This window comes from Neisseria subflava, from assembly GCF_003044935.1.
Lineage (GTDB): Bacteria > Pseudomonadota > Gammaproteobacteria > Burkholderiales > Neisseriaceae > Neisseria > Neisseria subflava_E.
Window position 1 is genome coordinate 14,110 of sequence record NZ_POXP01000002.1, and the last position, 12,701, is coordinate 26,810.

Sequence of the window (12,701 nt, forward strand, 5' to 3'; positions counted from 1 at the left end):
TCAGACGGCAAGATTGTCAACAATATGCTTCGGTTTGCCCGTTCCCACGCGGAATGCCCGCCCTTTTGTCCGAATGCCGACAAAACAAATGCCGTCTGAAAGCAGCTCAGACGGCATCTGTTGTTTGGTTTGAAAACGGTCAGCGAGGATAGCGGTTGCAGACAAATTTGTACATACTCTCTCCACGCGTACCGGGAATAACATATTCCCATTCGGCATAGGATGGCGTATAAGAACCGATATAGTTTCCCGATTCGGAATACATCGTTGCCGTCAAAACCCTACGACGTCCACCACTGCAATCCATTTCTACCAACATTTTATTTATATTATAAAATTTTCCATTGCCATACTTTTGCGGCTTGACAAACAGTATTTCAAACCATGCTCTATTGTCCGTACGGCTGTCTGCATCACCAAATGTGGCAGCAGTATTGTCACTGCTACTAATACCTACCAACACCAAATCCGCCGCCACCGCCGGCGCTGTCAACCCTAATGCAAATACTGCCAAGCACAATATCTTTTTCATGTCCGCCCCTTTCGTTCTTGTCAAGAAAATAAAGTTAAATTGTAAAAAAATAAAGTTAAATTGTAAAAAGAAAACGACTTTTTTTCAAGAAACAAATATTCCATCATGCTACCTGACAACCGTTTCAGACGACATCGTTTCCATCTGTACGCCGCCGTTATAAAATAGCCGTCCCGTCTTTTGGAACACGACCATGACTACCCTCCCCCGTTACGCCGTTTTCGGCAATCCCGTTGCACACAGTAAATCGCCGCAAATTCATCAGCAGTTTGCGCTGCAAGAAGGCGCGACCATCGAATATGAGCGAATTTGCGCCGAAATCGACGGTTTTGCCGAGGCTGTTGCGGCGTTTCGTGCCGAGGGTGGGCAAGGTGCGAATGTGACCGTCCCGTTCAAGCAGGAAGCTTTTGCGCTGGCAGACGAACATTCCGAACGCGCTTTGGCTGCCGGCGCGGTCAATACGCTGGTGTGGTTGGAAGACGGCAGAATACGCGGCGACAATACCGACGGTATCGGTTTGGCCAACGACATCACGCAGGTCAAAAATATTGCCATCGAAGGCAAAACCATTTTGCTTTTGGGCGCAGGCGGCGCGGTGCGCGGCGTGATTCCTGTTTTGAAAGAACACCGCACTGCCCGTATCGTCATTGCCAACCGTACCCACGCCAAAGCCGAGGAATTGGCGCGGCTTTTTGACATTGAAGCCGTCCCGATGGCGGATTTGAACGGCGGTTTCGATATCATTATCAACGGCACGTCCGGCGGCTTGAGCGGTCAGCTTCCTGCCGTCAGCCCTGAAATTTTCCGCAACTGCCGCCTTGCCTACGATATGGTTTACGGCGAAGCGGCGCAGGCGTTTTTGAACTTTGCCCAAAGCAACGGCGCGGCCGAAGTTTCAGACGGCCTGGGCATGCTGGTCGGTCAGGCTGCTGCCTCCTACCATATTTGGCGCGGATTTACGCCCGATATCCGCCCCGTTATCGAATACATGAAAGCCCTGTAACCATGTTCCGCATCATCAAATGGCTGATTGCCCTGCCCATCGGCATCTTCATTTTCTTCAACGCTTATGTGTACGGCAACATCATTACCTACCGCGCCGTCGCGCCCAGCAAAACTGCCTTCATGTCCATGCGCATGAGCCAATTTGCAAAAGAAGGCCGCGATGTCGAGCTGGATTACCGCTGGGTGCCTTACGACCAAATTTCCGTCAACCTCAAAAAAGCCCTGATTGCTTCCGAAGACGCCAACTTTGCCGAACACAGTGGCTTTGACTGGAACGGCATCAAATACGCCATGAAACGCAATAAACAAAGCGGCGAAGTCAAAGCCGGCGGTTCGACCATCAGCCAACAGCTGGCGAAAAACCTGTTTCTCAACGAAAGCCGCAGCTACATCCGCAAAGGCGAAGAAGCGGCGATTACCGCGATGATGGAAGCTGTTACCGACAAAGACCGCATTTTTGAGCTGTATTTAAACTCAATTGAATGGCACTACGGCGTATTCGGCGCGGAAGCGGCATCCCAGTATTTCTACAAGAAACCTGCCTCCGCCCTCACCCGCCAACAAGCCGCCAAGCTCACGGCACGCGTTCCGGCTCCGCTGTTTTACGCAGACCACCCTAAGAGCAAACGGATGCACAACAAAACCAATATCATCCTGCGCCGGATGGGTTCGGCAGAATTACCTGAAAGCGATATGGATTAATGAAGAAGGCCGTCTGAACATTTCAGACGGCCTTTATTTTTAGGCTTTCTCTTCCGGATCCGGTACGTCAAACACTTGGCGCAGGTAAGCGAGGAAGGTGTTGTTGGTGGTCATGGTTTTGCCCGGGGAGTCGGAGAGCTTGGCGACGGATTGGCCGTTACACTCGACGAGCTTCAAGACAATGTTCAAAGGTGTGTGTCCCAAGTCGTTGGTCAGATTGGTACCGATACCGAAACTGGTTTTGAAACGGTCTTTGAAGTATTGGTGCAACGCCCATGAACGCTCAATATCGAGGCCGTCTGAAAAGGTCAGCATTTTGGTGCGGCTGTCGATTTTGAGTTTTTTGTAATGCTCGTAGGCTTTGTCGCCCCAAATATAAGGATCGCCGCTGTCATGACGCAGGCCGTCGAAGAGTTTGGCGAAGTAAAGATCGAAATCGCGCAAGAAGGCATCCATGCCGACCACATCGGTCAGGGCGATACCGAGGTCGCCGCGGTATTCGTGTACCCAGCTTTCCAGCGCGGCTTTTTGGAAATTGCGCAAACGTACGTCCAAGGCTTGGAAGGCTTGGAGGAACTCGTGCGCCATGGTGCCGATGGGTGTGATGCCGAGTTTTTTGGCCAGATAAACGTTGCTGGTACCGCGCACGATATCAGGAGCGGCTTCCAGCAAGGTACGGATAACGTGTTCCTGCCATGCAAGGGTATAGCGGCGGCGCGTACCGAAATCGGAAATCAGGAACGGCGGATCATTCGGATTTTGAGTGGCCGCAATTTCTTTCAGCTGTTGCGCTTTGGCCTGCAAACGGCGCTCACCCTCTTCGATGACGGCAGGCGTTTCCAAGCGGCGGAAATAGAGTTCGTTGACGATGGCAAGAATGAAAATCTCGAAGAACATCGCCTGTACCATCGGGCCTTCGATGCGGATATTCAGACGGCCTTGGTCGTCGGGGCTGACTCGGACGAAGCGGCGTTGGAGTTGGAAAAGTTCGAGATAATCGACAAAATCGCTTTTGATAAAACGCAGGCTGCGCAAATAGTCGAGTTCGTCATGGGTAAAGCGCAGCTGGCACAGGGCGTCGAGCTCGCGTTCCAAGTCTTCTTGAATATCGGCCAGCGGATACACCATCTCTTTGTTGCGGCAGCGGAATTCGTAGAGGCTGTGGGTTTGCGGGAATTGGTGCAACACGACTTGCAGCATGGTGAATTTGTACAGGTCGGTATCAAGCAGGGATTGGATAATGGGCTGATGAGCAGACATAAGCTTTCTCTGAGTAAACGTGGGCGTTGAGGTATCGATTTTAATGGAAAAGGCCGTCTGAAAGAAACCTTATTCAGACGGCCTTTATCTTATTAATCCAACTGCGCTACGGAAACCGGCAAAGAGCGGATGGTAGACAACATCGTGCTGGCATCTTTTTGCTGTTTGCGGAACGCGGCCATATTGGTCGGGGTCAATTTCGGCGTCGGCAGAGCGACGGTAGTCGGGTTGACCGGCTGGCCGTTGACGCGTGCTTCGTAGTGCAGGTGCGGACCGGTAGAACGGCCGGTTGTACCCACAAAACCAATCACTTCGCCGGCGCGGACTCTACCGTCGGCAGGGCTGAACGCGCTCATGTGGCCGTACAGGGTTTCCACACCGTTGGCATGGCGAATCATAACGGTATTGCCGTAACCACCTTTCCAACCTTTGAAAATCACTTCGCCGTCGGCAGCGGCCTTAATCGGCGTACCGGTCGGAGCGGCATAGTCGATACCGGTGTGCATACGGACGGTATGCAAAACCGGGTGGACACGGTAGCCGAATGGGGAAGAAATGCGCGTGTATGCAACAGGCTCGGTATTAAAGCCTTCTTTTTGTTGCAGGGACTTACCGTTTTGGTCGTAGTAGCTGCCGCTTTCTTCGTCGCCTTTACCTTGACTGTAATAATAGGCTTGGTAGGTTTTACCGTCTTTAACCACTTCAGCCGCCAAAATATCGCCAACCGCCATTTGCTGGCCGCGGAAATACATGCTGTTGTACAAAAGGCGTACGGTATCGCCTTCTTTCAAATCGCTCATATTGAACGAGTCGGCAAAGATTTCTTTGAGCTGGATATACACTTCGGAAGGTATTTCGGCACGGAGCATATCGCCGATGGCGGAAGTGCGGATTTGTACGGAGCGCAGGGTTGGCATGGTTTTCATGTCAATTTCGGCATTAGAGATGCGCCATTTTCCTTTGACTTTTTCCAAAGCCACCAAGTTGCGTTCCAATTCTTCATCGGTAAAGAATTGAACATCGGTTACTTGGCCTGAAGAATCGATGCGGATGTTGACGGATTGGTTGGTCCGCAGGTTTTTCATATCGAGGTTGGCATTGTTTTTCGCCATGATTTGCTTGATGTCTTCTTGGTTGACACCCATGCGCGTCAAAACGTCTGCCAAAGAGTCGCCGGCTTGGACGGCTTCTTGCACCCAATAGCTGGATTGATAGGTATTGGTTTCCACATAAACGGCAGGCAACTCTTCGGAAATACGCTCGACTTTGAAATCGGTTTGTGCAGGTTGAGGGTCGGTAATGGCGTATGCAGTCATGATGCCTGAAGCCGGCAGCAGAAACGCTAAGAGGGTTGCTTTGAATCGAGTGGAATATTTGTTTTTAATCACGCGTTATCCTTAATGGGGCGGTCTGTTTTTGAGGTTTGCAGAATGCCGGCACATCCGGCCTGCCGCGACCGCCTGCTGGTTTAAACAGTTTTGGGGATAAAGGACTTTGAGTCTTTTTTCCGATCTGAAAATCAGGTTTTCATTCGGAATGAATGAGGTCGTATTTGAGATTGACGTTATTATCAGGGCTATTGTGTTGATTTACACCCTGTTTTTCTGAAATTTACGCCACGCATTTTAACATGACAGCCCGTTTTTTCCAAACCGGCCGTCTGAACGGCTCTTTTTCAGGGCGTGAGGGCAAGGTTCCGAAACGCATCATTTGTCGCGTAAAATAACGGTTTTCCTATCTATTTGCGCTTATGAAGCTGACCCTCGCCCTCCCCTCGCTCAACCGCTTTGCCGACGAATCCGTCCCTGAGCTTGCCTTACCTGCTTTTAACCGTCTTTTGCGTTACGGCACATTACGCAAAGAAACACTCAGGCCGTCTGAATTTTACGGACGCCATTTGTGGAGCGGCAGCCTCATTGCCCAAGTGCAACGTTTACGCCACACAAGCCAAAAACGCGCGGCCGCTTTTGCCTCTCCGGTTTGGCAACAGATGGGCATGCACCATGTCAACATTATCAGCGGCGAGTTTATCGGCATCCAAAAAGAAGAGGCGCAACGGTTATGTGCGGATTTGTCGGCGTTTTATCAAGATAAAGATTGGCAATTCGAGCCGCTTTGCGAAAGCATGTGGCTGCTCAGTATGCCGACAATAGAAGATTGGGGCGCGGAATGTGTTTTGGATGTGTGCGGGCAGCCGGAAATGGACGGTCAGGCGCACGGCCAAGATGCGGTGTCTTGGTTGGCCATGCAGACGGAAATCCAAATGTTTCTCCACACGCATCCGATTAACCAAGCGCATGAACAACAAGGATTGCCGGAAATCAACGGTTTGTGGCTGTGGAACGATGCAGACGGTACACAGTCTGCGGATATCGTCGCTTCAGACAGCGCATGGGCGCGTTTTTCGGATGCGCCCAAACTCGATGCGCCGTATGATTTGAAGGCTTGGTTTGAGATGGTTCAAGAAACAGGCAACACGGTTTCAGACGGCCTTATCTTTTTGGACGACTTGGTTTCCACCTTACAGACAGGCGATGTTTGGGCATACAAAGATATTTTGGAAAGCTGGGAAACCCGTTGGTTTGCGCCTTTATGGGACGCTCTCGCTTCAGGCCGTCTGAAAGCAGTGTGCATTGCCACAGACGGCGAAAACGGCGGCACGCTGGAAATTGGCCGCCGTTCAAAATGGGCGTTTTGGCGCAAAGCCAAAACGTTTAACGGATCGTGGTAAGCGGTTTTAAGCCTCCAACGCCTCCAATTTGGCCGAAATTTTATCCCACACATCCTGCAACGGAATCGCTTTTAACAAACGGGTCGGATCGTTGGTGTCGATACTGTCAGGATGCGGCAATTCGGCATAATCGCCGGCATAAATGACTTCCGCCTGTTCGGAATACGGACGCCATTTGTCCACCCATGACGCCCCAAACAAAGCGATTTGCGGTTTATCCAAAGCGGCGGCGATGTGCATCGGTGCGGAATCGACACCGATAAACAGCTTCGCTCCCTCAATGGCCGCCGCCAATTCACGCAGGCTCAAGCATCCGGACAACACCCAAACTTTCCCGCCTTCCGGAATATTCAGACGGCCTATAATTTCCTGAAGCATGTATTGCTCGACATTGTCGGGGGAAGCGGTCAATACGACATTCTGTCCGCTGTTGAGCAGAAGCTGTACGATGGCGGCGTTTTTTCCGTCTTCCCAACATTTGAAATGCCAACGCGCACCCGGGTGCATCAACACATAATCTTCGCCGTTCCAACCCTGCTCACGCAATTTCTGCCGCATGCTTTCCCTTGCATCTTGCGCCACCCAAAGGCGTACCTTCGCATCGGCCACATCTTCCGGCTGGATAAGCGGCGCAAGGATATTCAACTGGTTTTCAACGATATGATGGCTGGGATCCAGCTCATGGTTGATAAAATCATGACAAAAACGCCACCAAAAACCGTCGCGCTTGATGCAGTCCAAACCCACGCTGCAACGGGCGCACAGTTTGGCAATTACCGCTGCGCGCCATTGGTCGGACAGGTTGAAAGCCCAGTCATAATCGCGCGCCTTCAGCTTTGAAAAAAGATTTTTCTCACACGCCAACTGCTTGAATACGCCCAGCTTCTTCCAATTTCGATCAATGGTAAAAATCTGCGCAATCTGCGGATTATCGGCAATCAGCTGCTCCGTACCGGCGTATACCAGCATATCGATTTCGCAATCGGGGAAACGGGTTTTCAGCGCATCGACTACCGGCGTGCTCAAAAGCACATCGCCATGATGGCGCAATTTGATGATCAGAATACGTTTGGGTTGGGCTAAAGACATACAAAACTTTCAGACGGCCTGTTGATTGGCTGCTATTGTAAAGCGGAAAACAGGTTTCATAAAATACAAAACAGGCCGTCTGAAACCTATCCTGCTGATTCATCGCTATAAAATCCGCACAAGCCATTCAATTTATATTACAATCCGCACCCCGTGGTTCGAAAACCTCCCACATTAAAAAACTAAGGAAACCTCATGTCCCGCAACAACGAAGAGCTGCAAGGCATCTCCCTTTTGGGCAACCAGAAAACCCAATACCCGAGCGAATACGCGCCTGAAATTTTGGAAGCGTTCGACAACAAACATCCCGACAACGACTATTTCGTCAAATTCGTCTGCCCCGAGTTCACCAGCCTCTGCCCGATGACCGGCCAGCCCGACTTTGCCACCATCTACATCCGCTACATCCCCCATATCAAAATGGTGGAAAGCAAATCACTGAAACTCTATCTCTTCAGCTTCCGCAACCACGGCGACTTCCATGAAGACTGCGTCAACATCATCATGAAAGACCTCATCGCCCTGATGGATCCGAAATACATCGAAGTATTCGGCGAATTCACACCGCGCGGCGGCATCGCCATTCATCCGTTTGCCAACTACGGCAAAGCAGGTACAGAGTTTGAAGCTTTGGCGCGCAAACGCCTGTTTGAGCACGATGCACAATAATCCTATTCAGACGGTCTAACGCCCTTTTCATTGTAAGACTTTCTCTATTGCACAGTCTCGCAAGGCTTCATGCCGTCTGAAAAACTTCCGAAAGATTTCCATGTACGAATTTACCGCCGCACAGCAGAAGAAAGCGCTCTTCTGGCTGGTGCTGTTCCATATTTTTATTATTGCCGCCAGCAACTATCTGGTGCAGTTCCCCTTTCAAATTTTCGGTATCTTTACCACTTGGGGCGCATTTTCCTTTCCCTTTATCTTCCTCGCTACCGACCTGACCGTGCGCATTTTTGGCGCGCCGTTGGCGAGACGGATTATTTTTTGGGTTATGCTCCCGGCCCTGCTGCTCTCTTACGTCTTCTCCGTCCTCTTTCATGACGGCAACTGGACAGGCTGGGCATCTTTAGCCGAATTTAACACCTTCGTCGGCCGTATCGCATTGGCCAGCTTTTCCGCCTATGCGCTCGGGCAAATCCTCGATATTTTCGTGTTCAACAGATTACGCCGTCTGAAATCATGGTGGATTGCCCCCACAGCTTCCACCGTTGTTGGCAACGCTTTGGACACGCTGGTATTTTTTGCCGTTGCCTTTTATGCGAGCAACGATGAATTTATGGCGGCAAACTGGCAGGGCATCGCATTTGTCGATTATCTGTTCAAACTTGCCATCTGCACCCTCTTCTTCCTGCCTGCCTACGGCATAGTATTGAGCATCTTGACCAAAAAACTGACTTCCTTAAACGTCTGTCAAGAAATGCCCGAATCGGTTTTAGCCGAATAAGCAGTAGATAAAAAACAAGGCCGTCTGAAACTTTAATCGTTCAGACGGCCTTTTATGTTTTAAACAATTAACCGGTCAATTGTTTGGTAATCAGTTTTTTCAGTGGCGGAAAGTTATTGCTTGCACGCAATACCAAACCGCGCAGCAGTTTTGCCGGAGCAGTTTCATTGGTAAAGAGTTTCAGCAGCATATTGGTACCGTGGTAAATCGGATGGGCGTGGAGCATATGCTTGGTGCTGTATTTTTCCAGCAGGCTCTTCGCACCAATATCCTGACCGCGTTGCTCGGCTTCAAGCACCAATTTAGCCAAAAGATCAGCACTTGCCAAACCCAAGTTGAAACCGTGCGCAGTAACCGGATGCATACCGACTGCGGCATCGCCGATCAACGCACTGCGTTTGCCGTAGAAACGTTGGGCAATCATACCGACCAAAGGATAATTGTGAATGGTGCTGACCAATTCCATATCGCCCAAACGGCCTTTGAGTTGCTCTTTCACGCTGGCTGCCAATTCTTCCGGCGACATGTTTTTAATTGTTTCGGCTTTATCGCTATCCACCGTAATCACTGTATTGGTCAAGTGTTCTTCCAAAGGCAGCAACGCAATGGTACGGCCGTAGTGGAAGCATTCATATGCGGTATGCAGGTTGGACAGAGTATGCTTCATGCGGCACACAAACATGGTGCGGCTGTAATCGTGCATATCGGAAGAAATGCCCAATTGGCGGCGCGTTTGCGAGAAGCGGCTATCGGCGGCCAACAACAGACGGCCGGTCAATACTTCGCCGCTTTCCAAAATGACTTGCGCCTCATCGTCAGAAGTTTTGACTTCTTTAACATTGGTGCCGGTCAGAATTTTGACGTTGTCCAATTTGGACACGACTTCATAAGCGGCTTTACGGATATTGTGATTGGAAATCAAATAGCCCAAGCAGTCCGCAGGCTCGCCGCGCGCCTGAGTAGGTTGCGGGAAGTGGAGCTGGTAATCGGAATGGCCATTCAACACTTTGGCATCGCGCAAAGGATAAATTTCGTCTTTTGGAATCAAATCCCACATACCCAATCGCTGCATGATTTCACGCGACAAGTGCGTCAATGCGATTTCACGGCCGTCATACGGCGGATTTTGCAACACTTCTAAAGGACTTCTTTCAATCAGGGTTATGTTCAAACCACTTCCGGCCAACTCTGCGGCAAAACTTAATCCGGCAGGGCCTGCGCCGACGACGAGAATATCACTGTGTAAGCTCATGGGAGGAATTCCTTGTATTCAACTGATACGGATTTTTTCAGACGGCCTTAAGTTTACTGTGTTTAGCTACATGAGGGTAAATCAAAGGCATTTGATAGATTATATAGAAAGAGTCGATAGAATAAAACAAAGGCCATCGATTGTAAGCACGTTTTTACTTTGGCCTTAATATAAATCAAGCTTCACGACATACGGATTTTATCAAACAGACAAAACAGTCTGACAAACAAAAACCGCATTCCGAAAAGGAATGCGGTTTCAATCGTAAAACGATTATTCTTCAGAACCGGTGTAAGGACGGATGCTGACAGTTTTACGGTTCAGCGCGCCTTTGGTTTTGAATTCAACGTAACCGTCGACTTTAGCAAACAAAGTGTGGTCTTTGCCCATGCCTACGTTGTCACCTGCGTGGAATTTAGTACCACGTTGACGAACGATGATAGAGCCTGCCGGAATCAGCTCGTTGCCGTAGGCTTTAACGCCCAAGCGTTTGGCTTCTGAATCGCGACCGTTGCGGGTGCTACCGCCTGCTTTTTTACTTGCCATTTGTAATACTCCTGAACTTACTTGAAATTAGGCGATTGCCACGATTTCGATTTGGGTGAAATTTTGGCGATGGCCTTGGCGTTTTTGGTAGTGTTTGCGACGACGCATTTTGAAAATGCGTACTTTCTCGCCACGACCATGAGCAACGACTTTAGCTGTTACTTTTGCGCCTTCGATAAAAGGTGCGCCTACTTTTACAGATTCGCCGTCAGCAATCATCAAAACTTCAGTCAGTTCGATTTGGCTGTCGAGTTCGGCTGGTATCTGTTCTACTTTCAATTTTTCGCCAACGGAAACTTTGTATTGTTTACCGCCGGTTTTTACGACCGCGTACATACTCAACTCCATGAGAATTAGGTTAACATTCCGCACACCATGTGCGAAACGAGCTATTCTATTTCTATTTGCCTGTTTTGTCAAAATTTATTTTATTTACAAGTGAAAATGCCGTCTGAAAGATATGTTGCATGCTTTTTAACTGATATAATCACGCGCTGGATTGCTGATATCTTTATGCAACGTTATTACCCCGACCGAATGTACGGGTTTAAACAGATTCATTGGAGCCACCGCTCCGTTTTATCAACAGAGAATGTTTTATGCTCGAAAACCTGCCTTACTTCCAACGCCACCTGCCCGATGACCTTGCCAAAGTTAATGCGGTCATCAACCAAGCTGTTCAATCCGATGTTGCGCTGATTTCGCAAATCGGCACATACATCATCAGCGCGGGCGGTAAGCGCCTGCGTCCGATTATTACCATTTTGGCAGGCAAAGCAGTCGGGCATGACGATGAAAAACTGTACTCGCTGGCAGCGATGGTGGAATTCATCCACACCTCCACCCTCCTGCACGACGATGTCGTCGATGAAAGCGATTTGCGCCGCGGCCGTAAAACCGCAAACAACCTCTTCGGCAACGCGGCGGCTGTTTTGGTCGGCGACTTCCTCTATACACGCGCCTTCCAACTGATGGTCGGTTCGGGCAGCATGCGTATCTTGGAAGTGATGGCAGATGCGACCAACATCATCGCCGAAGGCGAAGTCATGCAGCTGATGAACATCGGCAATACGGATATTACCGAAGAGCAATACGTCCAAGTTATCCAATACAAAACAGCAAAACTATTTGAAGCGGCCGCACAAGTCGGCGCAATTTTGGGCAAGGCTTCCCCCGAACACGAGCAAGCCCTAAAAGACTACGGCATGTACGTCGGCACGGCTTTCCAAATCATTGACGATGTATTGGACTATTCTGGCGAAACCGAAGAAATTGGCAAAAACGTCGGCGACGATTTGGCAGAAGGCAAACCCACCCTGCCATTGATTTACCTGATGCGAAACGGCTCCGAACAGGCCGCCAACGATGTGCGCCATGCTTTGGAAAATGCCGACCGCAACTATTTTGAAAAAATCCACGACTATGTCGTCAACTCCGACGCTTTGCCGTATTCGATTTCCGAGGCGAAAAAAGCCGTCGACAAAGCCATCGCTTCATTGAACGTGTTGCCTGACAGCGAAGTCAAAGAAGCCATGATCCAACTGGCAAAAGAATCTTTGGCCCGAGTATCTTAATCCGATGAATTTCAGCTTTGTCCCTTTGTTTCTGGTTACGCTGATTTTTTTGGGCGTCGTCAGCAACAACAACTCGATTACGATTTCGGCAGCGGTATTGCTGCTCATGCAGCAGACGGCCTTGTCGCAATATCTTCCCTTGGTGGAAAAACACGGTTTGTATCTGGGCATCATCCTGCTGACCATCGGTGTATTGAGCCCGCTGGTTTCCGGTAAAATCCAGATTCCGCCGCTGTCCGAGTTTATCAATTTTAAAATGATTGCCGCCGTCCTTATCGGCATTTTGGTTGCCTGGCTTGCCGGACGCGGCGTTCCCTTGATGAGCGAACAGCCTGTTTTGGTAACCGGATTATTAATCGGCACGGTCATCGGCGTTGCCTTTGTCGGCGGCATTCCGGTTGGCCCTTTGATTGCCGCCGGCTTATTGTCTTTTTTTGCCGGAAAGGTTTAAAATCCCCTCCTTTACCGCCTCGCCATAGTTCAACGGATAGAACGTATGCCTCCTAAGCGTAAAATACAGGTTCGATTCCTGTTGGCGAGGCCATAATTTCAATAAAAGCCTT

At 49.8% G+C, this 12,701-nt stretch carries 15 protein-coding genes, 1 tRNA gene and 1 riboswitch; of the genes, 8 read left to right on the forward strand and 8 right to left on the reverse strand.

Features of this window, described 5'->3' with window-relative positions; all coding sequences use genetic code 11:
- Together DBY95_RS10565 and DBY95_RS05665 are read right to left on the reverse strand one after the other, a co-directional pair.
- Complete coding sequence (locus DBY95_RS10565; RefSeq protein ID WP_159068468.1) at positions 1-165, reverse strand: hypothetical protein; 165 nt, start codon at positions 163-165, stop codon at positions 1-3.
- Positions 140-532 carry a surface-adhesin E family protein gene (locus DBY95_RS05665; protein WP_107723688.1) on the reverse strand — a complete coding sequence of 131 codons (393 nt, stop codon included), beginning with the start codon at positions 530-532 and terminating at the stop codon, positions 140-142. Before DBY95_RS05665 ends, DBY95_RS10565 begins: the two co-directional genes overlap by 26 nt.
- Before the next feature lie 193 nt (positions 533-725).
- Here DBY95_RS05665 and aroE point away from each other — a divergent pair, with 193 nt between their 5' ends.
- Both aroE and mtgA read left to right on the forward strand, forming a co-directional pair.
- Entirely contained in the window at positions 726-1,535 is an 810-nt protein-coding gene (gene aroE / locus DBY95_RS05675) for a shikimate dehydrogenase (protein ID WP_107723689.1), read from the forward strand.
- A 2-nt stretch (positions 1,536-1,537) separates the two neighbouring features.
- Entirely contained in the window at positions 1,538-2,239 is a 702-nt protein-coding gene (mtgA, locus tag DBY95_RS05680; RefSeq protein ID WP_003684244.1) for a monofunctional biosynthetic peptidoglycan transglycosylase, read from the forward strand.
- A gap of 39 nt (positions 2,240-2,278) precedes the next feature.
- Here the strand turns inward: mtgA and pncB are convergent, their stop codons facing one another.
- Both pncB and DBY95_RS05690 read right to left on the reverse strand, forming a co-directional pair.
- Complete coding sequence (gene pncB, locus DBY95_RS05685) at positions 2,279-3,499, reverse strand: nicotinate phosphoribosyltransferase (protein WP_107723690.1); 1,221 nt, start codon at positions 3,497-3,499, stop codon at positions 2,279-2,281.
- 92 nt (positions 3,500-3,591) lie between these two features.
- Positions 3,592-4,887: a M23 family metallopeptidase gene (locus DBY95_RS05690; protein WP_107723691.1), complete on the reverse strand. Its 1,296-nt coding sequence runs from the start codon at positions 4,885-4,887 to the stop codon at positions 3,592-3,594.
- 362 nt (positions 4,888-5,249) lie between these two features.
- Between DBY95_RS05690 and DBY95_RS05695 the strand changes: the two genes are divergently transcribed.
- Positions 5,250-6,230 carry a hypothetical protein gene (locus DBY95_RS05695; RefSeq protein WP_107723692.1) on the forward strand — a complete coding sequence of 327 codons (981 nt, stop codon included), beginning with the start codon at positions 5,250-5,252 and terminating at the stop codon, positions 6,228-6,230.
- A 6-nt stretch (positions 6,231-6,236) separates the two neighbouring features.
- On the opposite strand, the gene rfaQ is transcribed toward DBY95_RS05695, so the two are convergent.
- Positions 6,237-7,319, reverse strand: a complete 1,083-nt coding sequence (gene rfaQ / locus DBY95_RS05700; protein ID WP_107723693.1) for a putative lipopolysaccharide heptosyltransferase III — start codon at positions 7,317-7,319, stop codon at positions 6,237-6,239.
- 147 nt (positions 7,320-7,466) lie between these two features.
- Positions 7,467-7,511, forward strand: a riboswitch (PreQ1 riboswitch).
- Positions 7,512-7,514: 3 nt separating this feature from the next.
- Here rfaQ and queF point away from each other — a divergent pair.
- A complete protein-coding gene (queF, locus tag DBY95_RS05705; protein ID WP_003748427.1) occupies positions 7,515-7,988 on the forward strand; it encodes a preQ(1) synthase in 474 nt (157 codons plus the stop codon).
- A gap of 100 nt (positions 7,989-8,088) precedes the next feature.
- Entirely contained in the window at positions 8,089-8,766 is a 678-nt protein-coding gene (locus DBY95_RS05710) for a 7-cyano-7-deazaguanine/7-aminomethyl-7-deazaguanine transporter (protein WP_107723694.1), read from the forward strand.
- Between the two features lie 67 nt (positions 8,767-8,833).
- Here DBY95_RS05710 and ubiM read toward each other — a convergent pair whose 3' ends face one another.
- The 3 genes from ubiM to rplU all read right to left on the reverse strand — a co-directional run bounded on the left by ubiM (position 8,834) and on the right by rplU (position 10,900).
- Positions 8,834-10,018 (reverse strand): 5-demethoxyubiquinol-8 5-hydroxylase UbiM, encoded by a 1,185-nt coding sequence (ubiM, locus tag DBY95_RS05715; RefSeq protein ID WP_003680095.1) that lies wholly within the window; start codon positions 10,016-10,018, stop codon positions 8,834-8,836.
- Positions 10,019-10,291: 273 nt separating this feature from the next.
- Complete coding sequence (gene rpmA, locus DBY95_RS05720) at positions 10,292-10,564, reverse strand: 50S ribosomal protein L27 (RefSeq protein ID WP_002212328.1); 273 nt, start codon at positions 10,562-10,564, stop codon at positions 10,292-10,294.
- Positions 10,565-10,591: 27 nt separating this feature from the next.
- Positions 10,592-10,900, reverse strand: coding sequence for a 50S ribosomal protein L21 (gene rplU / locus DBY95_RS05725; RefSeq protein ID WP_002216394.1), 309 nt, complete (start codon positions 10,898-10,900; stop codon positions 10,592-10,594).
- Positions 10,901-11,163: 263 nt separating this feature from the next.
- Between rplU and ispB the strand changes: the two genes are divergently transcribed.
- From ispB to DBY95_RS05740, 3 genes are all read left to right on the forward strand, one after another.
- Positions 11,164-12,138, forward strand: coding sequence for an octaprenyl diphosphate synthase (gene ispB, locus DBY95_RS05730; RefSeq protein ID WP_070588035.1), 975 nt, complete (start codon positions 11,164-11,166; stop codon positions 12,136-12,138).
- 4 nt (positions 12,139-12,142) lie between these two features.
- Entirely contained in the window at positions 12,143-12,589 is a 447-nt protein-coding gene (locus tag DBY95_RS05735) for a DUF441 domain-containing protein (protein ID WP_063069345.1), read from the forward strand.
- A gap of 18 nt (positions 12,590-12,607) precedes the next feature.
- Positions 12,608-12,682: transfer RNA gene (locus DBY95_RS05740), tRNA-Arg, on the forward strand.
- The last annotated feature ends 19 nt before the right edge of the window (positions 12,683-12,701 follow it).